Origin of the sequence: Sorangium sp. So ce1036, assembly GCF_051369805.1 — a bacterium.
In the GTDB taxonomy this organism is placed as follows: Bacteria; Myxococcota_A; Polyangia; order Polyangiales; family Polyangiaceae; genus Sorangium; species Sorangium cellulosum_F.
Genome location: NZ_JBBMOX010000001.1, coordinates 2,140,009 through 2,165,030, shown reverse-complemented (window position 1 = coordinate 2,165,030; position 25,022 = coordinate 2,140,009). Strand labels below are relative to the sequence as shown.

Below are 25,022 nucleotides of genomic sequence, written 5' to 3'. Positions count from 1 at the left end.
CTCCGCTCACCCCTCGAACTCGCGCGTCACCGGGCGCCCGTCGGCGTCGATCCCGAGCAGCTCCTCGACGCGCTTCTCCGCGCGGTCGAGGCGCTCCTGCGCCGAGCGCGACAGCCGGATGCCCTCCTCGAAGAGCGAGAGCGCGCGCTCGAGCGGCAGGTCGCCGCCCTCGAGCTCCGCCACGATCTTCGCGAGCCGGCGCGTCGACTCCTCGAAGGACAGCCCGCCGGCGCCCGCGGCCGCGTCGCCGCTCCCCGGAGCGCCGACGGCGTCGGTCGCCCCCGTCGTCGACGCGGCGCCGGGCGCCGCGCTCGCCCCCGCGTCCGCGCCGCGGCCGCTCTCGTCCGTTGCGTCGCTCATCGTCGTCATGAGCCAGAGTCCCCCGGCCGTGCGGCCGGCGCAAGCAGGACGGAGCTCGCCCCGGGCGGCACCCCCGGCACGAGCAGCACGCCGTCCGGATCGGCGACGACCGGGACGGCCAGCCCATCCGGGCGGACGAGCCGCGCCGGGCGCGACGACGCGCGCGCGGCCGCGCTCGGGTCGTTCGGGACGATCGCGATCCACACCACGCCCGTCGCGAGCGCGGCGCGCGGCGGGTCGAGCGCTCGCCCCGCGAGAGCGGCCCGCGCGAGCGCGCGCACGCCGTCGTCCGGATCCAGATCCCGCGCCGCGAGGAGGACGCGCCTGCGCTGCACCTCGGCGCGCCGGGACAGCCCCCGGACGATGGCGCGGCGCACCGCCGCGTCGTGCTCGAAGCGGTAGGCGCGCGCGAGGAGCGAGACGCTGTCCGGCCTCGGGTCGTGGCCGAGGCCGAGCGCGACGTGCGCGCGCACGACGGGATCGCTCCCCTCGAGGAGCCGCTCGATCCGCCCGCGGATCACGTCGTCGTCGCGGGCCGCGAGCGCGCGGGCGGCGAGCGGCGACAGGGGCCCGCCCGCCTCGGCGAGGGCGGCGAGCCGCGAGGTCGCGACCGCGCCGCCCCGGGGCTCGGCGAGCAGCGCGACGCCGGCGGAGATCGCCGCCGCGTCGGGCGCGCCGTCCGGGCCCCCCGGCGCGACGAGCGCCGCGAAGAGCGGGGCGAGCGCGGCGAGCGCTCCCTCGCCCCGCGCGAGCGCGCCGCGCGCCGCCGCGTGGACCGCCGCGCGATCGCAGGCGGCGGGCGAGCACGCGCCGAGGACCTCGACGGGGCCGCGGAGGCCGAGCGCCACCGCGCCGAACACCGCGACGGCGCGATCGGCCGACCCACGCGGCGCGGCGAGCGCGGCGAGCAGCCGCGCGGGGAGCGCCTCGGGCGCGTCGCGCAGCGCGAGGGCGCGGACGACGCCGGCGCGCAGGCCGAGCCGCAGGAGGCCCGCGTCCCGCGCGGCGCGCGGGCCCTCGATCATCTCCCCGACGGCGGCGCGCGCCTCGGCCCCGGGCAGGGTAGCCAGGGCGAACGCGGCCGCGGTCGCGAGCTCGGGCCGCTCCTCGAGGATCCGGCGCAGCTGCCGCGCCGCCTCCGCGCCGCCGGCGCGGCCGAGCGCCGCGACGGCGCGGGGCCGCGCGTCCTCCGGGAGCAGCGGGATCGCGCGCGCGAGCGCGGGCACGAGCCGCTCCGACGGCGCGAGCTCGGCCAGCCCGAGCCCGGAGAGCCGCGCGGGCTCGGCGCCGAGCAGCGCGGCCACGGCGTCGGGCGCCTCCTTCGCGCCGAGGTGGACGAGGATCTCGGCGGTCGCCTCGAGGAGCCGCGGATCCGGCTTGCGCAGCCACGCGCGCGCCTTCGCCAGCGCAGCCTCGTCGCCGAGGCGCGACAGCGCGCGCGCCGCGGCCACCTGCGCCGCCCTGTCGCCGCGGTCGAGCATCGGCCGGAGCACCCCGATCGCCCGGAGATCGCCGAGCTCGCCGAGGAAGCGCACGAGCGCCGGCTCGAGCCGCTTGCGGCTGCCGAGCAGGAGCTGGAGCGAGCGGGGCGGGTAGGCCCGGAGCGCGCTCGCCGCGGCCTCGCCCGCGGCCCCGCCCTGCACGATCGCGTTCACGAGCGCGGAGAGCGCGCGCCGGTCGCCGGAGCGCGCGAGCGCGAGCGCGGCGGTGCCGCGCAGCACGCCGCCGAGCGGCGAGGCGGCGCTGCGCGCGGGGGCGCCGCCCTCGGAGAGCTCGCGCGTCAGGAGCTGGCGCACGCCGTCGCGCCGCACGTGCGGGGCGAGCGCCCGCACCGCCGCGAGGCGCGCCCGCGGGTCGCGCGCCGCCGGAGAGCCCTGCTCGAGCGCGGCGAGCAGCGCGCTCGTCGCCTCCTCCGTGCCGATCGCGCCGAGCCGCTCGATGCCGCGGAGCCGCGCCTCGGGATCGCTCGACGAGAGCAGCCGCTCCGCGACCGGCACCCCCAGGCTGCCCCTGAGCGGCGCCGCGCCCGCTCCGGCGGCGGCCGCGTCGCCGCCGTCGCCCGCGCGCTGCGCCGCGGCCGGCCCGGCGAGCGCGGCCGCGGCGATCGCCGCCGCGAGGCCCAGGGCGCGGGGGGTTCCAGGGAGGGATCGCATTCGCTCGGCCGCACTATCCCGCGATCGCCCCCCCGCTGTCACCCTCGGCCCGGGCCGCCGTGACGGGCGGTGGGGGACCTGGGGTGCTCACCTCCGGGGCTTGCGCTCCGGCGAGCCGATCCGGTGGCTCGCCTGTGCACCAGCCCCTCCGGCGAGCACCCCAGGTCCCCCACCGCCCGTCACGGCCGCGCGACGCGCCGGAAATTTGATGGAAGCACGCGGCAGGTCGACCTACGGTGCGCCGCGAGTGTGAGCCTGTGAGCGAGGTGACGCTTGATCGACCTGGTACGGACACTGGAAAAAGCCATCACGGTATCCGCCAACAAGGCGTGGCCAGTCTTGCAGCATCTGAACCGGCTCGCCGCGGAGCCGGCGCCGTTTCACCCGCGGTGGAGCGACAGACCGATCCCGAGGAGCGGCCAGCGCTCGAAGCCGCCGCTCGGCTGGCCCCGTGAGACGGACAGCCTCTGCCCCCGTTGCGTCAAGGAGGCTCGCGCCGAGATCCTGAGCGGCGCGGCGGACTGGACGAAGCTCATCTCCGACAAGCCCGGGGAGATCCGCGCCCGCATCGTCGAGCGCGACGGGCGCGTCGTCATGGAGAAGACCTGCCCGAAGCACGGCTCCTTCTCGGACACGATCTCGATCGACCCGGCCTTCCTCGCCCGGATCGAGCGCCTGTTCGGCGGCCGAGACGTCGAGATGACGCCGGATCGGATCCACGACCATGGATCGAGCACCATCCGGTACGGGCGCGGCGCGGTGCTCACGGTCGACCTCACGAACCGCTGCAACATGATGTGCGACCCGTGCTTCATGGATGCCAATCAGGTCGGCTACGTGCACGAGCTCTCCTGGGAGGAGATCACGCGCATCCTGGACGACGCCGCGGACGTGCGCCCGCGCCGCCAGATGTCGATCCAGTTCTCCGGGGGCGAGCCGACGCTGAGCCCGCACTTCCTCGACGCCATCCGGTACGCGCGCAAGAAGGGCTACTTCGCGGTGCAGTGCGCGACGAACGGCCTCCGGTTCGCGGAGGAGCCGGGCTTCGCCAGGAAGGCCAAGGAGGCGGGCCTCCGGATGGCTTACCTGCAGTTCGACGGCGTGACGAACGCCGCCAACAGCCACCGGAAGATCAGGAACCTGTACGACGTGAAGCTCAGGGCGATCGAGGAGCTCTCGGCCGCCGGGATCGACGTCATCCTGGTCGTGACGATCGTCAACGGCATCAACAACGACCAGGTGGGCCCGATCATCGACTTCGCCGTCCAGAACGCCGACAAGATCACGGTCGTCAGCTTCCAGCCGGTCAGCTTCACCGGCCGCGACGAGGACATCTCCGACGAGCTGCGCGAGCAGCAGCGCTACACGCTCAGCCACCTGGCGCACGACATCGCGCGGCAGACCGGCGTGACCGACCCGCTCCGCGACTGGTTCCCCCTCTCCGCGCTGAGCCCGTTCGGCGACGTGACCGATCTGCTCGACGGCCCCGACAAGGACTGGGGACAGATCAACTGCGGTTGCCACCCGAACTGCGGTATCGGGACGGTCCTGTTCGTCCACAAGAAAACCAAGCAGATGATCCCGCTGCTCGATTTCCTCGATGTCGAGGGGCTGCTCAAGGATCTGCGGGAGATCTTCGACGCCGGGCGCGGCCGCACCTTGACGAAGGCGCAGGTCGTCGCCGCGCTGCTCCGCCATTACCGGCCCGAGAAGGCGCCGCCCGGCTTCCACCTCGGCACGCTGGTGAAGCAGTTCATGAGTCAGACCGGCGCCGCGCACGCCGGCGAGGGCGACGCCCGCGAGTACGAGTGGCGGGTCCTGTTCGTCGCGGGCATGTGGTTTCAGGACCTGTTCAATTACGACTTCCGGCGCACCGAGATGTGCATCATTCCGTACGGAACACAGCTCGGCGAGATCAGCTTCTGCGCTTACAACACCGGCGCCGGCTGGCGGAACATCCTCGAGAAGATGAAGGCCAATGCCACCGTGGCCGAGTGGTACAGGCGGCACGGCAGGCATCCCGTGCACGCCAAGAATAAGGATCTTCCGCTTCCGGCCTACGACAATCCCCTGACGATCGTCGAGCACGACCTTGCGCTGCGCGAGCGCGAGCAGGGCGGCGCACGCGCGCGATCGGCCGCCAGGCGGCTGCCGATCGTGAGCTGATAGGCCGGCTTCGCGCGGCCGCGCCGCCGCTGGCCCCGGCGGCGCAGCCGCGCGCCCGCGGTCGCAGAGCGCCTCACATCGATGAGCGGGGAGCGCTGGTCACGTGGGCTGCGGGGGCCCCGTGCAGCGCGGGACTCGTGGAGAACGCACCAACCATGGTGTAATCTCCTCATGTGACCTTGTACGCGGGCCGCTATGAGACCGTGCGCGCCATCGCGTCGGGCGGCATGGCCACGGTCTACCTGGGGCGGGCCGTCGGCGCCGGGGGGTTCGAGCGCCTCGTCGCCCTGAAGATGATGCACCCGCACCTCGCGGAGGAACCCGAGTTCGTCGCGATGTTCCTCGACGAGGCGCGCCTGGCCGCGCGCGTCCGCCACCCCAACGTGGTCGCGACGTTCGACCTGGTCGAGGATCCGCTGTTCCTCGTCATGGAGTACGTCGAGGGCCCCTCGCTTCACCACCTCCTGCGCACGTGCGCGCGGGCGAGGCGGCCCGTCCCCCTCGGGATCGCGCTCCGCGTCTTCCTCGACATGCTCGCGGGCCTCCACGCCGCGCACGAGCTCACCGGCCCGGGCGGCGAGCCGCTCCACCTCGTGCACCGGGACGTCTCGCCGCAGAACGTGATCGTCGGCGTCGACGGCGTCACGCGCATCACCGACTTCGGCGTGGCGCGCGCCGAATCGAGGCTCGTCTCGACGCGGGGCAACGCGCTCAAGGGCAAGCTCGCGTACATGGCGCCCGAGCAGATCCGAGCCGAGCAGGCCGATCGCCGCAGCGACGTGTACTCGGCGGGCGTTGTGCTCTGGGAGATGCTCACCGAGCAGCGCCTGTTCAAGGCGGACAACGAGGGCGCGTTGATCGCGCAGATCCTCGAGGGCGCCCCGGCGGGGCCGCGGGCGGTGATGCCGTCGGTCCCGGTCGCGCTCGACAGGATCTGCCTGCGGGCGCTGCGCGCGGATCGGGACGAGCGCTTCCCGACCGCGGACGCCTTCGCGGACGCCCTGGAAGAGGCCGCCGCGAACACGCCGGGCCTCGCCGTGGCGTCCCACCGGGCGGTGGAGGCGCTCCTCAAGGAGGTCGGCCTGCACGCGTCCCCGGATCCGCTCGCAGGCTCACCGATCAGCGCGCGGAGCGGGCCCGCGTCCAGCTCCGCGCCCCGATCGCTGCGCGCGCCGCTCAGCCAGCGTCCGCCGCGCAGCCAGCGTCCGCCGCTCGGCCAGCCTTCGCCCCTGAGCCAGCGGGGCACCCCGCTCGCGTCGGGCGGCGCGGGCGCCGACACCAGCACGCCGGGGCTGGGCGCCGTCGTCTCCGAGGCCGCGCTCCAGCGCCAGCGGCAGGGCCTCGTGCGCCGCAGCCTGATCGCGACCCTCTTCGTGCTCCCGCTCGCGCTCGGGGTGGGGGCTTTCCTGGTCCGGAGCGGGCGCGATCCTGCTGGGCAGGAGGCGGGCCCTGGCGGCCCCGGCTCGCCCGCCCTGTCTCTCCCGCTCTCGTCCACGGCGGACCGCATGCCCACCCCGCCGATGGCGCCGGTGCAGGCCACGGCGCCCTCGCCGGGCCCCGCTCCCACCGCGTCCGCGCCGGGCCCCGCTCCCACCGCGTCCGCGCCGGGCTCCGCTCCCACCGCGTCCGCGCCGGGCTCCGCTCCCGGCGCTCCCGGATCGGCGAGCGCGGCTCCGGGGCCGAGCTCCAGCGCGCCCACGCCCTCCGCGGCCAACAAGCCCAGGACGGGCCCGTCCCAGACGCGCGCGGCTGGCCGGCCCGCAGCCCCGACGAAGCCCGCCCCCCGCACGTCGACCGTGCGCAGCACATCGCCGAAGGCCCCGGCGCCGAAGCGGACCCGCGCTCCGCGGACGAAATCCTGGACGCCCTTCCGGCCGACGGAGCTGTGACGCGCGACGCCGGCGCGACGGCGATGATCCTTTTCGAAGGCCCGTCCAACACTTTGATGAGGGAGACCCGTCCAACGCGCCGGCGACCCCGATCGCGCTCCGCGTCAGCGCCGATCGCGCGGAGCACGGCGCTTGTCCCGCTCCGAGGGCGCCGCATCGCGACACCTACACCCTCGCCAGAGGCCGCAGATGGCAAGTCCCCGTCTCACGAGCACGACATACGAGGCAGGCTATTCTTGTGGTGGGCCCGGCACGTGCTCGCCCAAGTGAAAGACGCGCCGCGCGTCAGACGTTATCCCGGGGGGAATCAGCTCATGCGCTCGCTTTTCGAGCAGGTGGTCGAGTGCTGCGGCCTCGCGCCCACCTTCGCCAGGAAAATCATCCAGGAGGCCTGCGACCGGAGCGGCGTGTCGCCGCCCGAAGGGATGACGCCGGCCGACCTGATCCGCGCGCTCCCCCATATCCGCAGCGCGCTCGGCGTCTTCCTCGATCCCGGCGAGGTCGCGCTGAAGACGGCGGCCATGCGCGCGCTCGTCCGGGGATCCTGGCCCTCCATGCCCGCGGTCAAGGCCCCCGGAACGAGCCAGGAGAGCCGGGCAGCTCAGGAAGAGCCGGAGATCAAGTCGAGCTCGTAAAGGTCGTAATGCGATCGCCGGGGCGTCGGACGACCGGAAATCGCGGGGCGCGGCGTCGGCTCGACATGGCCGACCCATACCGCAGCCGGCGGGGCTCCTCAATGACCGCGGCCCGGGCCGCGGCCGAGCCCGTCGCAGGCGACGCCGCGCCGCGAGCGCGTGAGCCGCCGCGGCGCGTCGCGCGCCCGCCGCCTCGCGCGCGCTCCGGCGAAGGTTGTGCTTTCCGTCCGATCGCGCGTACCCTCCCGGCGCCGACGCCTCCGGAGGGTGACCTTGACACTGCTCGTCAGCGACTCGATTGCTCAGCGCGTCCAGCGGCTGGAGATCCCGTTCAACAGCTTCGGGGTCGATCCCTACGGCATCTCCCGAAAGCACCTCGGTCTGTTCTTCACGTTGCTGGATTTCCTCTATCATCATTACTTCACGGTGGGCGTGAGCGGCGCGGAGCACGTCCCGGCGCGCGGGCGCGCGATGCTCGTCGGCAACCACTCGGGCGGCATCGCCATCGACGGGGCGATGGTGGTCGCGTCGATGTTCTTCGAGATGGATCCCCCGCGGCTGGCCGAAGGGATGGCGGAGAAATTCATCAATCGCCTCCCCTTCACCTCGCTCTGGTCGAGCCGCACGGGGCAGTTCACCGGCCTCCCCGAGCACGCGAGCCGCCTGCTCGAGGACGAGCGGCTGCTCGTGGTGTTCCCCGAGGGCGCGCGCGGCACGGCCAAGCTCTACGGCGAGCGCAACTCGCTCGTGCACTTCGGCTCGGGGTTCCTCCGGCTCGCGCTCAAGACGAACACGCCCATCATCCCGTTCGGCTTCGTCGGCGGCGGCGAGGCGGTGCCCACCGTCGCGAACTCCTACACCGTCGGCCGGCTGTTCGGGGTGCCGTACATCCCCATCACCCCGTACCTCGTCCCGGCGCCGCTGCCGGTCCGGCTGGAGATCACCTATGGCGAGCCCATGAGGTTCCCCGGGACCGGCGCGGAGGAAGACGAGGTGATCACGGCCCACGTCGAGCAGGTGAAGGCCCGGATCGCCGAGCTCATCGAGGTCGGGCGAGAGCGGCGCCACGGGGAGCTCGCGGCCGGCCCGGGCAGCGCCGCGCGGCCCGGGGCGCCCTCGTCGAAGGAGCGCGCATGAGGATCCTCATCCCCGGGATCTCCGGGCTGCTCGGCCGCATGGTCGCGACGCGCCTCCTCGACCAGGGGCACGAGGTGATCGGCATCGATCGCCGCCCGTGGCCGACCGCCCCGGCCGGCGTCGAGATGCACAACGTGGATCTGCAGAAGCGCGCCGCCGAGGACGTGTTCCGCAAGCGCCGGCCTCACGCCGTCATCCACATGGCGACCGTGACGCACCTCGCGGAGCAGACGGAGGAGCGGTATCGGATCAACCTCGGCGGCACCCGCGTCGTCTTCGACAACAGCCGCGCCTGCGGGGTCGAGCACGTGATCTTCGTCGGTCGACACACGTATTACGGCGCCGGCCCGGAGTCGCCGCTCTACCACACCGAGGAGGATCCGCCGATGGCGGTCTCCACCTTCCCCGAGCTCGCCGACCTCGTCGCGGCCGATCTCTACGCCTGCACGGCGCTCTGGCGCGCTCCGGAGCTCTGCACGACCGTGCTCCGCATGTGCTACACGCTCGGACCGACAGGCCACGGCACGCTGGCGAGCTTCCTCCGGGGGCCCCGCGTCCCGTACGTGCTCGGGTTCGACCCGCTGTTCCAGTTCATGCACGAGCAGGACGTCGTGACCGCCATCTGCCTCGCCCTCGAGAAGCGCATCCGCGGCGTCTACAACGTCTCGGGCCCGCAGCCCGTGCCGCTGTCGCTCATCATCCGGGCGGCGGGCCGGGTGGCGGTGCCCCTGCCCGAGTTCGTGCTGCGGAACGCGCTCGGCCGCTTCGGCTTTCCGAAGCTCCCGCGCGCGGCCCTCAGCCACATCAAGTATCCCATCGTCGTGGACAGCGCCGCCTTCCGCGCCGCCACCGGGTTCAAGCACGCCGTCGACGAGGCGCAGGCGATCCGCGAGTACCGCGACGCGCATCCGATCCAGGCAAGCTGATCCGAGACGTCCGGAGCGCCGGACACCGCCCCGAGGAGGTCCCGTTGTTGTCCGACAAGGTCAAGCAGTTCGCGCCGGCCAGGCTCACCGCGGACGTCAGCCGGCTGCCCGAAACGGAGAGGAGGGCGCTCGACAAGCTCATCGAGGCCTCGAGGCTGCTCGATCCCATCTTCGACCGCCAGGCGTGCGCCACGAACCCGGAGATCCGCGAGCGGCTCCTCGCGGACCAGAGCCCGGAGGGGCGCGACCGGCTCGCCTATTTCGACATCATGCGGGGCCCGTGGGACAGGCAGGATCACCACCGCCCCTTCGCCGTCGACCGGCCGCGCCCCCCGGGCGCCGGCTTCTACCCGGAAGATCTCTCGGCCGCCGAGCTCCACGCGTGGATCCAGCGGCACCCGGGCGACAAGGCGGCGTTCGAGAGCCTGTTCACGCGGATACGCCGCGACGACGGCGGGCTCGTGGCCGTGCCGTACAGCGAGGCCTACGCGGCGTGGCTCGCCCCCGCCGGCGCGCTGCTCCGCGAGGCGGCGGCGCTCACGGAGAACGAGAGCCTGCGGAGATTCCTGCGTTCCCGCGCCGACGCGTTCCGCTCCGACGACTACCATGCGTCGGACAAGGACTGGATGGACCTCGACAGCCAGGTCGAGGTGACCATCGGCCCGTACGAGACCTACGAGGACGAGCTCCTCGGGCTCAAGGCCTCCTTCGAGTCGTTCGTCACGGTGAGCGATCCGGAGGCGTCCCGGCGGCTCTCCAGCTACAAGGAGCTCCTCCCGGAGATGGAGCGCAACCTGCCCATCCCCGACGAGGTCAAGACGGAGCGCGGCGGGGAGAGCCCGATCCGGGTCGTGGACCTGGTCTTCAGCGCCGGCGACGCCCGCAAATCGGTCCAGACCATCGCGTTCAACCTGCCGAACGACGAGCGTGTCCGCGCCGAGAAGGGGGCCAAGAAGGTCCTGCTCCGCAACGTCATCGAGACGAAGTTCGAGCGGATCATGCGCCCCATCGCCGAGCGCATCCTCGACCCGGCGCAGCTCGATCACCTGTCGTCCGAGGCGTTCTTCAACGAGACGCTCTTCCACGAGCTCTCGCACAGCCTGGGCCCTGCGTTCACGACCCTGGGCGGGGAGCGGGTCGAGGTGCGGCTCGCGCTCGGGGCGAACTACTCCGCCCTCGAGGAGGCCAAGGCGGACGCGATGGGCGCCTACAACGTCCTCTTCATGATCCAGAGGGGCCATTTCCCCGCCGACTTCAGGGAGAAGCTCCTCGTCTCCTACTTCGCCGGGCTCTTCCGGAGCACGCGCTTCGGCGTGGCCGAGGCGCACGGCAAGGGCGCCGCGCTCCAGATCAACCGCTTCCTGGAGGAGCGCGCCGCCCGCTTCGACCCGGAGGCCCGGCGCTTCACGGTCGACACCGCGGAGCTCGAGGCCGCGATCGCGCGGCTCGTCCGCGACCTCTGCCTGGTGCAGCACCGCGGCGACAGCCAGGCCGCCGCCGAGCTCCTCTCGAGGTACGGCGGCCTCTCGGAGCCCATGCGGCTGGCGCTCGGCGGCCTCGAGGGGATCCCGATCGACATCCGGCCGATCTATCCGCTCGCCGGCGAGTGAGCCGCCGGCGGGGGGCGGGCGCGTCCGGGGTGCTCACGGTCCGATCTCGGCGAGGAACGCGTCGCCCGTGCCCTCGCTCGCGAGCGCGCTGCTCCCGAGATCCACGCCGCCGCTGAAGCGGCCGGCCACCCAGCTGCCGCCGAGGCGATCGACCGCCACCGCGGCGGCGCGCTGCTCGCCCGAGTCGCCGAAGGAGCGCCACCAGCGCACGCCGCCGTCGGGGTCGAGCCTGGCCACGAACGCGTCGGCGGCGCCCGTCGCCGTGTGCACGTCGTCCCCGACCACGATGCTGCCCAGGAAGGAGCCGGTCACGAAGACGTCGCCGGCCAGATCGACCGCGACCGAGGCGCCCTCCTGGTCGGCGCCGTCGCCGAACTGCTCGCTCCAGCGCGCGACGCCGTTGCTGCCCAGCTTGACGAGCAGGATGTCCTTGTCGTCGTCGGTCGTGAGCGGCCGCTCCCGGAACGTGACCTTCGAGCGAAACGAGCCGACCACGAACACGTTGTCCGCGCCGTCCACGGCCACGCCGAGCGCCTCGGCGGCGTTGCTCGCCTCGGCGTTCTTGCTCCAGAGGTGGTCCCCCGCGGCGCTGAGCTTCGCGATGAACAGGTCGGACCTGGCCTGGGTGACGAGCTCCGGGCCGCCGAGATCGATGTTCCCGCCGAACCAGCCGGCGAGGAGCAGGTTGCCCTCGCTGTCGATCGCGACGCCCGTGCCGGCCTGGTGGTGCTCGGCGTCGCCGAACCGCATGGCCAGGCAGACCGCGCCGGTGGCGTCGAGCTTGATGAGGAACGCGTCGCTCTCGCCCGCGCTCGTGAGGACGATGGGCTCGCCACGGCACGACGTGCCGAGATCGAGCGTGCCCCAGAACCTGCCGGTGACGAACGCGTTCCCCGCCGTGTCCACCGCGACCGCGGTCGCGAACTGGTTCGCGCCGTCGCCGAAGCGCCGGCTGAACCGGTGCGCCCCGTCGGCGCCGAGCCGCGCGACCACGACGTCCTCGCCCTTGCCGGGGCCGCCGGCGAGCTCACCGCCGCCGAAATCGACGTCGCCCGACGCGCCGCCCACGATCACCACGTCGCCGTCCGGCGCGAGCGCGACCCCCCGGGCCACGCTGTCGGCGAAGCGGCGGCTGAACCGGGGGCGCATGTCGCGGGTGAACGAGATGACGAAGGCGTCCGGATCGCCGACGTGGCCGAGCTCCTCGGTCAGGCCGCCGCCGAGATCCGTGCTGCCGGACGCCGAGCCGGCCACCACGACGGCGTCCTCGCCGACGGCGACGGCCGTGCCGCGCTGGTCGCCGGCGCCGCCCAGCGCGACCCCCCGCACCGGCTCGCCCGCGCAGCCCAGCCCGTCGCAGTTCTCGTCCGCCGCCGTCTCGCAGTCCTCGTAGTCCGGCAGGACCTGGCCGGCGCACGCGCTCATCCCGGTCCCGTCGGCGTTGCAGGTCGCGACGCCGGCCAGGCAGAGGCCCCTGCCCTCCGTGTCCAGCGGGCCCTCGTAACAAGCCGCCTCGGCGAGGGGAGCGCAGGTCTCCGCGATCTCGCCGCCGCCTCCGCCATCGCCGCCGCCAGGGCCGAAGTCGGCGCCGGTGCCGGTGTCGACGCCGCTCTCGCCGCCGCCTCCGCCCCCCTCGACGCCTGGATCCGCCGCCACGTCGGGGAACGGCGCGAGGAAGATGCACGCCCCGCCGCCGGTGCTGGCCAGGGCGAGGGCGAGCATCGCGGGGAGGCGCACGCCGGCACCGCGTCCGCGGCTCACAACGACCCCCGCAGGGCGACGCCCGCGCCGTCCGGCCCGATCCACGGCGAGAGCGCCGTCGGCCCGGGAGCGCGCGGCCGCGACGCCGACGACCGCGCGGCGTCCGGAGAGGCCGACCGCGCGGGCGACGAGGGCCAGAACAGGTAGGTGGCGAAGCCGCCCGCGAGGAGGGCGGCCCCGGTCAGCGCCGTGCTCGTGATGGCGAGCGCCTGCCCCCGCTCGTACAGCGCCTCCCGCTTGCCCAGCGAGCCCGGGGCCGGATCCGCGTTCTCCTTCAGGTAGCTGTGCCGCACGTCGTACGCGAGGGCTCCCGTGATCACGGCGCCCACGGCGAGCGCGGCCGCCGTCCCCACGACGACCTCCGCCGGGAGGAGCGGGTCGGGCGCGGGCTCGCCGCGGGGCGCCGGTCGAACCGGCGCGCGCCGCCTCGGCGGGGCCGACGACCGCTTGCGGCCGAGCTCGGCGCGCAGCTCCACGAGCGCGCCGGTGTCCGCCTGCACCGTGGCCTCGAACGTCTCGGTGTAATTCTCCGCCTCCACCACGACCCGCCGCGCTCCGGGCGTGACGAGGATGGCCGCCCCGACGAGCGCGGGGTGGATCGGGTCGCCGTCGATCTCGACGCGCACGCCGGCCGCGTCGTCGGGCAGGCGCAGGACGATCTGCGACGCCCTCGCGCGGAGCGCCTCGATGCGGGATCGCGACTCCCTGGCGAGCGCGACCTCCTTCCGCGCGGTCGCGCCGGACAGGGCGAGCTCGAAGGCGTTGAGCGCCTCGACGACCTCGCCGAGCGCCTCGTGACACACGCCGATGTGGTACCAGAGCGAGGGCGACACGACGATCTTGCGGATGCGCTCGTACGTCTCCAGCGCTTCCGCCCAGCGGCCCTGGTCCTCGGCCGACAGGGCGATCGCGAAGAGGCGCCGCGCCGACGCGAGCTCCGCGGCGTTCGGCGGCCGCGACGCCGCCGGAGCCGCCATGTCGCGCGGCCCGCGCTCGACGCTCCGCGGCATCGCCGCGGCGCCTCGCGGAGCCACCCCCGCGCCCCGCGGAGCCGTGTCGGCGAACGCAGCTGGACCGACGCCAACCATGGCGAAGAATACCACTCCGCCGATGGTGATCCGACGCTCCACCCACGCCTCCTTCCTGCAGCAACCGATAGAGGCACTCCAACGGTAATCTCGCCGAGCGATTCTAGACAACTGGAAAAATGTTTGAGATTGCCCCTCGATCCTGGAACGCTCTTGCACCACCGGTGAGGCCTTCAGCGTGGTCGGATTCAAGACGACACAGGAGTCACAGGTACGAGCCGTGATACCGCCCGTCGATCTCGCGCCTGGCCACCTGCTCGGCCGCTACGAGCTGCTGATCGCGATCGCGCAGGGCGGAATGGGGACGGTGTGGGCGGCGCGCGACCGCGGCAGCCCGGCGGGCGACAGGATCGTGGCCGTCAAGACGATGCTGCCGGCGCTCTCCAGCGATCCGCGCTGCAAGCGCATGTTCCTCACCGAATCTCGCATCGCGTCACGGATCAAGCACCCCAATGTGTGCGCGATCCTGGATCAGGGTGAACAGAACGGCGTCCTCTACTTCGTGATGGAGTGGATCGACGGGGACGCGCTGGTGGAGCTGCTCGGCGGCAGCACCCGCAAGCAGAACCGGCCGATCCCGCTGCCGGTCGCGGTGCGGATCGCGATCGAGGCCGCGCGGGGGCTGCACGCGGCGCACGAGCTCCGCGACGACAGCGGCGCGCTGATCGGGCTCGTGCACCGCGACGTCTCGCCGCACAACATCCTGATCACGCGGGACGGCTCGGTGAAGATCGCCGATTTCGGCGTGGCCAAGGCCGTGGCGCAGGCGGACAACCCGACGACCAACACCGGCCACATGAAGGGCAAGATCCTCTTCATGGCGCCCGAGCAGGTCTACAGCGAGACGCTCGACCGGCGGTCCGACATCTTCGCGCTCGGGATCGTGCTCTACCAGCTCACCACGGGCACCCACCCGTTCGCCGCGAGCCACGACCTCGCGACCATGGCGCGCATCGCGCGGCCCGAGCCGGTCGATCCGCCGAGCTCGCTCGTCCCCGGGTACCCGCCCGAGCTCGAGGCGGCCGTGGTGCGCGCGCTCGCCAAGGATCCCGCCGAGCGGTTCCCGACGATGGCCGAGCTCGCCGAGGCGCTGGAGGCGGTGAACGCCGCGCTCGGCGCGCGCCGCGAGGAGGTCACGGCGTACATCCGCGACGCGCTCGCGACGCGCGTCGCGCGCCGCGCGGCCGTGATCCGGGACGCGGTGCGCGCCGCGGACGGCTGGTCGCGGGGGCGGCCGTTCTCGCGCCTGGACCCGCGGAGGAGGGCTCGGACGATCGCGACCGCGGCGGCGCTCGTGGCCTCGGGCGCGCTGCTCGGGGCGGCGACGCTGCTGTGGATCGGCCTCGCGGAGGGCCCCGCCGCGCCGGGCGTGGCGGTGCCCGCGCCGCCGGCCTTCCCGGCGGAGCCGCGGCCGCGGATCGCCACCGCGGAGCCGCGCGCGGCGCTGCCGGAGCCGCCGCGCGAGGCCGCGCTCTCGCCCTCCTCGTCGCCCGCGGCGCCGCCGTCCGCCGCCCCCGCGCCGAGCGCGAGCCCGGCCCCGCCCCCGGCGCGCGCCCCGGCCGAGACCGGGCGCGCCAAGTTCCGGGATCCCGGCTTCTAGAGCGGGCGCGGCGCGCGCGGGGCCGCGGCTCCCGCGCGAGGAATATTCGGGCGCCGCCGGTTGTCCTCGGGCCGCCGGGCTTGCTATGAGCTCCCACCCGTTATGCACGACGTACGCGCCCTGAACGAGCTGGTCGCCAGAGAGAGCGCCTTCATCGACACCCTACTCAACGAGGTTGGCAAGGTCATCGTCGGCCAGACGTACATGATCGAGCGCATCCTCATCGGGCTGCTCACCGGCGGGCACGTGCTGCTCGAGGGCGTCCCCGGCCTGGCCAAGACGCTCACGGTCCGGACGCTCTGCGACGCCATCGACGCGAAGTTCTCCCGGATCCAGTTCACGCCGGATCTCCTGCCCGCCGACCTCATCGGCACGGTCATCTACAACCACCAGAAGGGCGACTTCACCTCGAAGCTCGGCCCGATCTTCGCGAACCTGGTGCTCGCCGACGAGATCAACCGGGCGCCGGCGAAGGTGCAGAGCGCGCTGCTCGAGGCGATGCAGGAGCGGCAGGTCACGATCGGCGACACGACCTACCCGCTGCCGAGCCCGTTCGTGGTCATGGCGACCCAGAACCCGATCGAGCAGGAGGGCACCTACCGCCTCCCGGAGGCGCAGGTCGACCGGTTCATGCTCATGGTCAAGGTCGGCTACCCCGGCCGCGCGGAGGAGCGGCAGATCATCGACCGCACGACCGCGGTGATCGAGGGCAAGGCCGCCAAGGTGACGTCGCCCGAGGAGCTGGTCTCGGCGCGCAAGGTCGTGCGCGACGTCTACATGGACGACCGCGTGAAGGACTACATCGTGGACGTGGTCTTCGCGACCCGCGAGCCCGGGCAGAAGGGGATGCGGGAGCTGAGCAGCCTCATCGAGTACGGGGCGAGCCCGCGCGCCTCGATCGCGCTGGCGCTCGCGGCGCGCGCGCACGCGTTCCTGCGGCACCGGGGCTACGTCACGCCGGAGGACGTGAAGGCGATCGGCCCCGACGTGCTCCGGCACCGGGTGGTCCTGACCTACGAGGCCGAGGCCGAGGAGGTGACGGCCGAGCAGATCGTCCGTCGCGTGTTCGAGGTGGTCGAGGTGCCGTGAGCAAGGCGCCGGACGAGCGACGGGAGGGGAGCGCGGCGGCGGCGCGGGGGCGCGCGGGCGCCCGCGGCGCGGAGGGCGGCGCCCGCCCGGCCCGGGGCGGCGCGCGGGAGCCGCGCGACGGCGCGAAGAGCCCGCTGTCGCCCGAGCTCCTGAAGCAGCTCCGGCGCATCGAGATCCGGACGCAGCGGCTCGCCAACGAGCAGCTCTCCGGATCGTACTCGTCCGTGTTCAAGGGGCAGGGCCTCTCGTTCCGCGAGGTCCGCGCCTACCAGCCCGGCGACGACGTGCGCTGGATCGACTGGAACGTCTCGGCCCGCATGAGCGAGCCGTTCGTGAAGGTGTTCGTCGAGGAGCGGGAGATGACGGTCATGCTGGTCGTCGACGCCTCCCAGAGCGAGCAGTTCGGCACGAGGCGCGCGTCGAAGGCGCGCGTGGCGGCCGAGATCGCGGCGCTCTGCTCCTTCAGCGCCATCAAGAACAACGACCGCGTGGGGCTCGTGCTCGCGACCGAGGCGATCGAGAAGCTGGTGCCGCCGAAGCGGGGCGACAAGCACGTGATGCGCGTCATCCGGGAGATCCTCGGGCACGAGCCGAGGTACACGGGGACGAACCTGAAGCTCGCGCTGGAGACCCTGGTCAAGGTCGCGAAGCGGCGGAGCGTGGCGTTCGTGATCAGCGACTTCTTCGCCACGGGCTTCGAGCGCGCGCTCTCGCTCGCGAGCGCCAAGCACGACGTGATCCCCGTGATGCTGGTCGACCCCCGCGACGAGGAGCTGCCCGACGTGGGGCTCGCCACGTTCGAGGACCTCGAGACCGGGGAGGAGGTCGTGGTGGACACCGGGGACCGCGCGGTGCGCGATCACTACCGCGCCTCCATGCGCAAGCTCCGGAGCGACCGGGACAAGCTCTTCAAGAAGCTCGCGCTCGACGCCGTGGTCGTGAAGACGGGCGAGAGCTTCGTGACCCCGCTGCGCGACCTGTTCGCCAGGCGGGCGCGGAGGATCAGGCGATGACGCGGCGGCGCCCCTCCGCCGAGGCCGCCCGCGCGGCGATGGCGTGCGCGGCGGTCGCGGCGGCGCTCGCGGGCGCGGTCGGCGGCGGCGCGGCGCTCGCGCAGCCGGCCGCGGGCGGCGCCGGCGGGCCCGCCGCGCGGGACGACGCCGCGCCGCCGCAGCCGCCCACGCAGGCGAGCGCCGCGCAGCCCGCGACCGCGCAGCCGCCTGCTCCGGCGAGCGCCGCGCCGCCCGCGACCGCGCAACCCGCGCCACCGCCGCCGCCGCCGCCCGCGCCGGCCGCGACGGGGCGCGACGGGGCGAAGGCGTGGGCCTCGTGCGCGGAGCACGTGCCGACCGGCGCGACGCGGCCCCGGATCCAGGAGACGTTTCCCCGGAACGGGTTCAGCGGGTACGCGGCCCCCCTCGAGGTCACGGTCGCGCACGGCAAGGGCGAGACGGTGCTCCCGGAGGGCTTCAAGGTCCAGGGCGACAGCGACGCGGCGCGCGCGCTGGAGCAGGCGGGGTTCGTCCTCCCCGAGGCGGACGCCGGCGCCGGGCCGACCAGCACGACCACCGCGACCGATTCCGGCGCGACGACCACGCTGGTCATCCCGTTCGTCCCGCTGCCCAAGGAGCCGGGGAGGAACGTGCTGGTCCTGCCGCCGGTGCCGATCGCGGTGTCCCGCGCGAGCGGCGAGCTCGTGACGGTCTGCACCCGGCCGCACGAGATCGTGGTCGAGGATCCGATCGCCAACGAGCGGGATCCCCGGGTCAAGCCGAACCCGCCGCCGCGGCCGCAGCGGGAGGAGTGGGTGCTCGCGAAGCAGCTCACGGCCGGCGTCCTCCTCGGCGCGGCGCTCGGCCTGCTCCTGGCCTGGCTCGTGCGGCGCTGGCTGCGCCGGCCCCGCGTGGCGCCGGCCCCGCCGCCCAAGCTGCCGTGGGTCGCCGCGCTCGAGGAGCTGGAGGCGCTCCGGCGCTCCAGCCTGCTCAGCGAGGGGCGGACCGACGAGTACTTCGATCGCGTGAGCGACTGCGTGCGCAACTACCTCGGCGCCCGGTACGGCTTCGACGGCCTCGAGACGACCAGCGACGAGATGCGCGCGCTGCTCGCGCGGGTGCGCCCGCCCGTGCCGGTGCTGCCGCAGATCGATCGGTTCCTCGCCGACTGCGACCTCGTGAAGTTCGCGCGCCTGCAGCCGGGCGAGGCCGACTGCCTCGACGCGCTCGAGCGCGGCGAGATCATCGTGCACCGCACGACGCCGCCCGCGGCGCGGCCCGCGCAGGGCGCGGCGGGGCCGGGCGGCGCCGGGGCCGGCGGCGCGCCGACGGCGCCCGAGGCGCCGCGCGGCCGCCCGTCCCGGGCGCCGGAGGAGGCGCCGTGAGCCGCTGGAAGCGCGCGGCGCTCGCGGTCCTGGCGACGCTCGTCGTCGCCGCGCTCGCCTGCCTGTACCCGTACCTCGCGCGCCGCGACGCGTGGGCCTCGGCGAGCTGGCAGAACCCGTGGTTCCTGGCCGCGCTCGTCGCGGTGCCGGTCGTCTGGTACTGGGGCATCTTCGCGGAGGACGCGCGCAGGCCGAGGCTCCGGCTCGGCACGGTCGCGCCGCTCGCGCGCGGGCCGCGCGGCCTGCGCAGCCACCTGCGCGATCTGCCCGGCGTGCTGCGCGCGGTCTCGCTCGGGCTCCTCATCCTGGCGATGGGGAGGCCGGTCAGCGTGCTCCGCGAGCAGCGCACGGACGACCGGGGCATCGACATCGTCGTGGCCCTCGACCTGTCCGGCTCGATGCGCGCGATCCTCGACGCGAAGCCGAGCGACCTGCCCGGCCAGCCGAAGCTGCCCCGCAACCGGCGGCTGACCCGGCTCGACACGGCGAAGCTCGTGCTCCAGGACTTCATCGGCCGGCGGCGGACCGACCGCCTCGGCGTCGTCGTCTTCGGCAAGGCCGCCTACGTGCTGTCGCCGCCGACGCTCGACTACCACCTGCTGACGCAGATGGTCTCGCGGATGACGCTCAACGTGATCGACGGCAGCGCGACGGCGATCGGCGACGCGCTCGGCACCGCGGTCGCCCGCCTGCGCCGGAGCGACGCGCAGTCGAAGGTCGTCATCCTCCTGACCGACGGCGACTCGAACGCGGGCTCGATCTCGCCCGAGTACGCGACCCACCTCGCGACCTCGCTCGGCGTGAAGGTCTACACGATCCAGATCGGCACCGACGACGAGGTCGAGGTCGAGGACGGCGTCGATCTCTTCGGGCAGCCGCGCTACGTGCGCCACCGCTTCCCCGTGAACCCCGCGCTGCTCCAGGAGATCGCGCAGAAGACGGGCGGCCAGGCGTACGTGGCCACCGACGCCAAGGCGCTCGCGGACAGCATGCACGACGTGCTCGACAAGCTGGAGAAGACCCGCTTCGAGGCGTCGAGCGCCTCGTACGAGGATCTCTTCCCGCTCCTGCTCCTGCCCGGCGTGCTCCTGATCGGGCTCGACGCGCTCCTGCGCGCCTGGCTGCTCCGGAGGTTCCCGTGAACTTTGCGGCCCCCTGGTACCTGCTCGGGACGGCGTTCGCCGCGCTGATCGGCCTCCTGCTCATCCTCGGCGGCCTCGGCGTCGCGCGCGCCGTCAAGCGCTTCGGCGACGAGGACCGCGTGAAGGCGCTCACCACCGCGGATCCGGCCAAGCGCCGCGCCTGGAAGGGCGTCCTGCTCGTGCTCGCGACCGCGCTCGCGTTCGTGGCCGCGGCGCGCCCGCAGTACGGCAAGGGCACGCGGCTCGTGCCGGCGACCAACGTCGACGTGGTGATCGCGCTCGACTACTCGAAGAGCATGTACGCGCGCGACGTCGAGCCGTCCCGCATCTTCCGGGCCAAGGTCGAGGTCGCCCGCCTCATCAAGGACCTGGAGGGCGCGCGCTTCGGCGCGGTCGCGTTCGCCGGGGAGCCGATGGGCTTCCCGCTCACCGCCGACGGCGCCGCGATCGCCCAGTTCTTCCGCCAGCTCGACCCGAACGACATGCCGATCGGCGGCACCGCAATCGCGCGCGCGCTCGACCAGGCGAACGACCTCCTGAAGCGCGATCCCAAGTCGGCCGAGCACCGGCGGATCATCCTGCTCGTCACCGACGGCGAGGACCTCGAGGGCTACCCGCTGAGCGTGGCCCAGGCGATCGGCGCCCAGGGCACGACGATCCACGTCGTGCAGATCGGCGGGCGCACGCCGGAGCCGATCCCCGAGATCGGCCCGGACGGCCACGTGGTCGGGTGGCGGACCGATCGCCAGGGCAGGCCGCTCACGACGGAGCTGTCGCTCGCGGGCGAGCAGCAGCTCGCGGCGATCGCGCAGGCGACGCCGGGGGGGCAGATCATCCGCGCGGAGAAGGGGACGACGGGCATCGAGACGATCGCCGCGGAGCTCCGGCGGCAGATGAAGAGCGAATTTTCGGAGCGGGTCGAGACGGTCTACGCGGACGTCTACTTCTATCCGCTGGGCCTCGCGATCCTGCTCCTCATCGCCGAGGTGTTCCTCAAGGACGCCCCGCGGCGGCGCTTCGTGGCGGTGCGGCCCGAGGCCGCGCCGAGGCGCGCCGCGCTGCTCGGGCGCGCGCGCCCCCTCGGCGACGCGGGCCTCGCGGCGGGGGCGGCGCCGGCCGGCGAGGCGGGAGGGCAGCATGCCGCGTCGTGATCGCAAGCGCGTGGATCTCGCCGGGTTCTTCGTCCGCCACGGGCGCGGGCTCGCGCTCGCCTTCGCCGCGACGTGCCTCACCGGGGCCGCGTTCTCGGCGGCGTCCGGGTGCAGCGGGTGGGACCCGACGTCCCCGTTCGAGCGGAACGCGCCGGAGGTCGACCAGGCCATCGTCGAGCTCGACGCGGGCAACCTCGAGTCCGCCGAGGAGCTCCTCCAGAGCTACCTCGGGACGGGCCCGTGCAGCGACGCCGGCATCGGCCTGCCCGACTCGGTCCGGCAGAAGCCGAACGGCGCGTTCGATCTCGGCCTGACGCTGTTCCACCTCGCCGAGCGCTACGGCCACAGGTTCGGCGACGAGGAGCTCGCGGACGGCGGGCCGGAGCAGGAGCAGAACGACGTGCTGCGCGGGATCGAGATCGACTGCGCGCTGGTCCTCGTGAAGGCGATCGCCGCCGAGCCGCGCGTGCCGGCCGACCTGCGCGCGCGCGCCCGCTACCTCTCGGGCAACCTCGAGTTCTTGCGGCGCAGGTACGAGGACGCCGTGAAGTACTACGACCAGGCGCTTTCCATCGTCCCCGGCGTGCCCGAGGAGGCGGGCGGCGACGGCGTCGGCCGGGACGCGGCCTGGAACCGGGCCATCGCGCTGCGCCGCATCGAGGAGCAGAAGGACGCCGGCCCGCCGGACGCCGAGCCCGACGCGCAGCCGGACGCCGAGCCCGACGCGGGCGAGCCCGACGCGGGCGACGACGGCGGCGGTGAGCCCGACGCGGGCGACGACGGCGGTGAGCCCGACGCGGGCGACGACGGCGGTGAGCCCGACGCGGGCGACGACGACGGCGGTGAGCCCGACGCGGGCGACGACGGCGGCGAGCCGGACGCGAGCGACGACGGCGGCCAGGACCAGGCGCCCGACGCCGCGCCGCAGGATCAGGCGCCCGACGCCGGCGAGCCCGAGCCGCCGCCCGAGCAGCCCACGCAGCCGCCGCCGACCGGGCGGCAGGACGATCGCATCCTCGACCAGCTCGAGGAGGCGCCGACGTACCAGGAGCAGGAAGCGAAGAGCAGGGCCGGCGCCCGGCGCGGGCGCGCGATGGAGGACAAGTGACGCGCCCGCCGCTCTCCCCTGCCCCGCCCGCGCTCGCGGCGCTCGTCGCGCTCGTCGGCCACCGCCCGGCGCAGCGCGCGGCCGCGCTGCTCCTCGCGCTCCTCGCGCTCTTCGCCCCGCTCCACGCCCGCGCCGAGCCGCAGATCTCGGCGCGCGCGATCCCCACCGAGGCCGAGGTCGGCGAGCCGTTCACGGTCGAGGTGAAGGCGCTCGTCGAGCGCGGCGCGGGCATGCCGTCCGATCCCGAGCTGCGCGTCCCTCCGGAGCTCTCGATCCTCTCCGGCCCGAGCATCGGCACGCAAATGCAGACGCAGATCGTGAACGGCGCCGTGTCGACGCAGCTCGGCATCAGCGCGAGCTGGCAGATCGTGGCGGACAAGCCCGGCCGCTACACGATCCCGGCGCCGACGATTTCGTGGAACGGCCGGCGCCTGCCGGCGCGGCCGATCCAGATCCGGATCGTGCCGGAGGGCTCGCGCCCGCGCCGCCCGAGCAACCCGTTCCTCTTGCCCGGCGGCCCGCTGCACGGCCTCCCGTGGCCGTTCGGCGGCCCGGGCGGGCGGACGCTCGACGACCTGCTCGACGACGAGCTCGAGGCCGCGCCCGACGAGACGCCGGAGCTCGCGATGCCGCGCGAGCCCGACCCGGTGGTGTTCCTGCGCGCCATCCCCGACAAGACGGCCGCGGTGGTCGGCGAGCAGGTGACCGTCTCGTTCTACCTGTACTTCCGCGAGAACGCGGAGATGACCGAACCCCGCGCCGCGCCCGCCGCGGACTTCGTCCGCCACGCGCTCCTCGAGGATCCCCGCCACGTGCGGCCCGTGCACACGCGCGTCGGCGGGCACCTCTACAACGCGCGGCTGATCGACAAGCTGGCGCTGTTCCCGCTGAAGGCGGGCGAGCTGCACACGGGCCGCATGCAGGCGCGCATCACGGGCCGCCGGATCGGCTCGCGCGTGCTGCGCGAGTCGAACGACGTGGTCATCCGGGTCACGGAGCCGCCGCTCGCCGGCCGCCCGTCCGGCTATGTCCTCGGCGACGTCGGTCGGTTCACGCTGAAGGCGACGGTGCAGCCGCGCCGGATCGACCAGGGCGGCTCGGTGGCCGTGACCGTGCAGGTCGAGGGCACCGGCAACCTCCCGCAGTCGCTGCGGGTGCCGGAGCGGACGGGCCTCGAGTGGCTCGACCCGGAGAAGCGCGAGTCGATCGAGCCGCGTGGCGGCGAGATCGGCGGCTCCCGGTCGTTCGGTTACGTGGTCCGGATCGAGGAGAGCGGCACGGTGGATCTCGGGAAGATCGAGCTGCCCTACTGGGATCCGGCGCAGAAGCGCTACGTGGTCGAGGGCGTCGAGCTCGGCAGCGTCGAGGTGACCCCGGTCGCGCCCCCTTTCGCCTCCGGGTCGCCCGCCGGGGCTCGCGACGCGGCCGCGCGCGCCGAGCCGTTCGCCGCGATGCCAGGGCTCCGCGCGTCGCTCGGCGCGTATTCCCCGCCCGCGACGCTGCCGCTCGACGGGGCGCCGTTCTGGTGCCTCCTGGCCGCCCCGCCGCTCCTCGTGACGCTGTTCGGCGCGGGCGATCGGCTCGTGCGCCGCGCGCGCGAGCGCCGCGCGGCGGGCGAGGCGTCGCCCGCCCGGCTCGCCGCGGTCGCGCAGCGCGAGGCGGAGGAGGCCGCCGCGCAGGGCGACCTCAAGGCGACGGCGGCCGCGATCGAGCGCGCCGTGCACCGCGCGATCGAGTCCGCGACGGGGCTCCGCTCCCGGGGCGTCCTGCTCGAGGCGCTCTCCGGCGAGCTCGAGCAGCGCGGGGTGCCGGGCGCGCTGTCGGCGCGCGCCCACGAGGTGCTGGCCGCCTGCGAGGCGATCCGGTTCGAGCCGGCCGGCCGCCCGGGGGACGGCGCCGCGGCCGCGCTCGTCGAGCAGGGCCGCGCCGTCATGACCGAGCTCGCGCGATGGAAGGCGACGTGACGGGCCGCCGCGCGCGCCTCCTCGCCGCCCTCACGCTCGCCGCCTCCGCGGGCCTCCTGCCCGCGATCGCCGGCCTCTCGCCCTCGCTCGCGCCCGCGCTCGTCGGCGAGGCGCGCGCGGAGCCCGCGGAGCCGCCGGAGGCGCTGTTCCGGAAGGGCACGGAGGCGCTCGGCCGCGGCGAGTACGGCGCCGCGATCGACACGTTCGAGCTGCTCGCCGACCGCGGCTTCGTGCACCCGGACGCGAGCTACAACCGTGGCCTCGCCTACGTGACGCGCGTCCGCGACGGCGCGGATCGCCCCGGCGACCTGGGCCGGGCGGCGGCGGCCTTCGAGGAGGCGCTGCGGCTGCGCCCGGGCGACGCGGACGCCGATCGCGCGCTGGACCTCGTGCGCGCCGAGATCACGCGCCGCCGCGCGCGCCGCGCCAAGGATGCGGTCGAGGTGCGCCCGACGCTCGACCGGGTCCTCGTCGGCCTCGCCTCGGAGCGCACCTGGGCGGCGGCCGCGCTCTTCTCGTCGTTGCTCCTCGCCCTCGGCATGGTGCTGCGGCGCCGCCCGGCGGGCCCCGCGCACGTCGCGGGCAGCGTCCTCGCGCCGACCGCGCTCGTCGCCCTGCTCGCGCTCGTGCCGCTCACCTACGCGGCGCGGCACCTCCGCCTCACGACGCGCCCGGGCGTCGTGGTGGTCCCGGAGGTCCGGCTGGTCGACGAGTCCGGGCGCGCGTTGCCCGACGCCGAGCAGACCCTGATCCCGGAGGGCGCGTCGGTCGAGGTCGGCCGGAGATCGGGCGGGCTGGCCGAGGTCCGCTGGGGCGCCACGGAAGGCTGGGTCTCCCTGTCGAGCATCCGGTTGCTCGCTCCATGA

General features: G+C 74.4%; 19 protein-coding genes. 15 read left to right on the top strand and 4 right to left on the bottom strand.

The features are described 5' to 3' along the window. Positions 1-6: 6 nt before the first annotated feature. Both xseB and WMF31_RS08135 read right to left on the bottom strand, forming a co-directional pair. Entirely contained in the window at positions 7-360 is a 354-nt protein-coding gene (gene xseB, locus WMF31_RS08140; RefSeq protein ID WP_436601387.1) for an exodeoxyribonuclease VII small subunit, read from the bottom strand. Between the two features lie 5 nt (positions 361-365). Then, positions 366-2,513 carry a HEAT repeat domain-containing protein gene (locus WMF31_RS08135; protein WP_436601386.1) on the bottom strand — a complete coding sequence of 716 codons (2,148 nt, stop codon included), beginning with the start codon at positions 2,511-2,513 and terminating at the stop codon, positions 366-368. Positions 2,514-2,852: 339 nt separating this feature from the next. On the opposite strand from WMF31_RS08135, the gene WMF31_RS08130 reads away from it, so the two are divergent. The 6 genes from WMF31_RS08130 to WMF31_RS08105 all read left to right on the top strand — a co-directional run bounded on the left by WMF31_RS08130 (position 2,853) and on the right by WMF31_RS08105 (position 10,876). Beyond that, a complete protein-coding gene (locus WMF31_RS08130; protein ID WP_436601385.1) occupies positions 2,853-4,679 on the top strand; it encodes a radical SAM protein in 1,827 nt (608 codons plus the stop codon). 173 nt (positions 4,680-4,852) lie between these two features. After that, the gene (locus WMF31_RS08125) at positions 4,853-6,568 is read left to right on the top strand and encodes a protein kinase domain-containing protein (RefSeq protein ID WP_436601384.1); all 1,716 of its coding nucleotides are present in this window, start codon (positions 4,853-4,855) and stop codon (positions 6,566-6,568) included. 314 nt (positions 6,569-6,882) lie between these two features. Continuing rightward, positions 6,883-7,203 carry a hypothetical protein gene (locus tag WMF31_RS08120; protein ID WP_436601383.1) on the top strand — a complete coding sequence of 107 codons (321 nt, stop codon included), beginning with the start codon at positions 6,883-6,885 and terminating at the stop codon, positions 7,201-7,203. Between the two features lie 273 nt (positions 7,204-7,476). Beyond that, positions 7,477-8,340, top strand: a complete 864-nt coding sequence (locus WMF31_RS08115) for a lysophospholipid acyltransferase family protein (protein WP_436601382.1) — start codon at positions 7,477-7,479, stop codon at positions 8,338-8,340. Next, positions 8,337-9,266, top strand: coding sequence for an SDR family oxidoreductase (locus WMF31_RS08110; RefSeq protein ID WP_436601381.1), 930 nt, complete (start codon positions 8,337-8,339; stop codon positions 9,264-9,266). The genes WMF31_RS08115 and WMF31_RS08110 overlap by 4 nt, the downstream gene beginning before the upstream one ends. 44 nt (positions 9,267-9,310) lie before the next feature. Continuing rightward, the gene (locus tag WMF31_RS08105) at positions 9,311-10,876 is read left to right on the top strand and encodes a dipeptidyl-peptidase 3 family protein (protein ID WP_436601380.1); all 1,566 of its coding nucleotides are present in this window, start codon (positions 9,311-9,313) and stop codon (positions 10,874-10,876) included. 33 nt (positions 10,877-10,909) lie between these two features. Here the strand turns inward: WMF31_RS08105 and WMF31_RS08100 are convergent, their stop codons facing one another. Together WMF31_RS08100 and WMF31_RS08095 are read right to left on the bottom strand one after the other, a co-directional pair. Continuing rightward, a complete protein-coding gene (locus WMF31_RS08100; RefSeq protein WP_436601379.1) occupies positions 10,910-12,613 on the bottom strand; it encodes a hypothetical protein in 1,704 nt (567 codons plus the stop codon). Between the two features lie 20 nt (positions 12,614-12,633). Next, positions 12,634-13,647 (bottom strand): hypothetical protein, encoded by a 1,014-nt coding sequence (locus WMF31_RS08095; protein WP_436601378.1) that lies wholly within the window; start codon positions 13,645-13,647, stop codon positions 12,634-12,636. Positions 13,648-13,945: 298 nt separating this feature from the next. On the opposite strand from WMF31_RS08095, the gene WMF31_RS08090 reads away from it, so the two are divergent. The 9 genes from WMF31_RS08090 to WMF31_RS08050 all read left to right on the top strand — a co-directional run bounded on the left by WMF31_RS08090 (position 13,946) and on the right by WMF31_RS08050 (position 25,022). Then, on the top strand, positions 13,946-15,325 hold the full coding sequence (locus WMF31_RS08090; protein ID WP_436601377.1) for a serine/threonine-protein kinase: 1,380 nt from the start codon (positions 13,946-13,948) through the stop codon (positions 15,323-15,325). A 102-nt stretch (positions 15,326-15,427) separates the two neighbouring features. Beyond that, on the top strand, positions 15,428-16,414 hold the full coding sequence (locus WMF31_RS08085; RefSeq protein ID WP_436601376.1) for an AAA family ATPase: 987 nt from the start codon (positions 15,428-15,430) through the stop codon (positions 16,412-16,414). A gap of 134 nt (positions 16,415-16,548) precedes the next feature. After that, complete coding sequence (locus WMF31_RS08080; protein WP_436606532.1) at positions 16,549-17,427, top strand: DUF58 domain-containing protein; 879 nt, start codon at positions 16,549-16,551, stop codon at positions 17,425-17,427. Further along, the gene (locus WMF31_RS08075; RefSeq protein WP_436601375.1) at positions 17,424-18,791 is read left to right on the top strand and encodes a hypothetical protein; all 1,368 of its coding nucleotides are present in this window, start codon (positions 17,424-17,426) and stop codon (positions 18,789-18,791) included. Before WMF31_RS08080 ends, WMF31_RS08075 begins: the two co-directional genes overlap by 4 nt. Beyond that, positions 18,788-19,933, top strand: a complete 1,146-nt coding sequence (locus WMF31_RS08070; RefSeq protein ID WP_436601374.1) for a vWA domain-containing protein — start codon at positions 18,788-18,790, stop codon at positions 19,931-19,933. The genes WMF31_RS08075 and WMF31_RS08070 overlap by 4 nt, the downstream gene beginning before the upstream one ends. Continuing rightward, positions 19,930-21,084: a vWA domain-containing protein gene (locus WMF31_RS08065; RefSeq protein ID WP_436601373.1), complete on the top strand. Its 1,155-nt coding sequence runs from the start codon at positions 19,930-19,932 to the stop codon at positions 21,082-21,084. Before WMF31_RS08070 ends, WMF31_RS08065 begins: the two co-directional genes overlap by 4 nt. Next, a complete protein-coding gene (locus WMF31_RS08060; RefSeq protein ID WP_436601372.1) occupies positions 21,071-22,192 on the top strand; it encodes a tetratricopeptide repeat protein in 1,122 nt (373 codons plus the stop codon). Before WMF31_RS08065 ends, WMF31_RS08060 begins: the two co-directional genes overlap by 14 nt. Further along, positions 22,189-24,156 (top strand): BatD family protein, encoded by a 1,968-nt coding sequence (locus WMF31_RS08055; RefSeq protein WP_436601371.1) that lies wholly within the window; start codon positions 22,189-22,191, stop codon positions 24,154-24,156. Before WMF31_RS08060 ends, WMF31_RS08055 begins: the two co-directional genes overlap by 4 nt. After that, positions 24,141-25,022 carry a hypothetical protein gene (locus tag WMF31_RS08050; protein WP_436601370.1) on the top strand — a complete coding sequence of 294 codons (882 nt, stop codon included), beginning with the start codon at positions 24,141-24,143 and terminating at the stop codon, positions 25,020-25,022. The genes WMF31_RS08055 and WMF31_RS08050 overlap by 16 nt, the downstream gene beginning before the upstream one ends.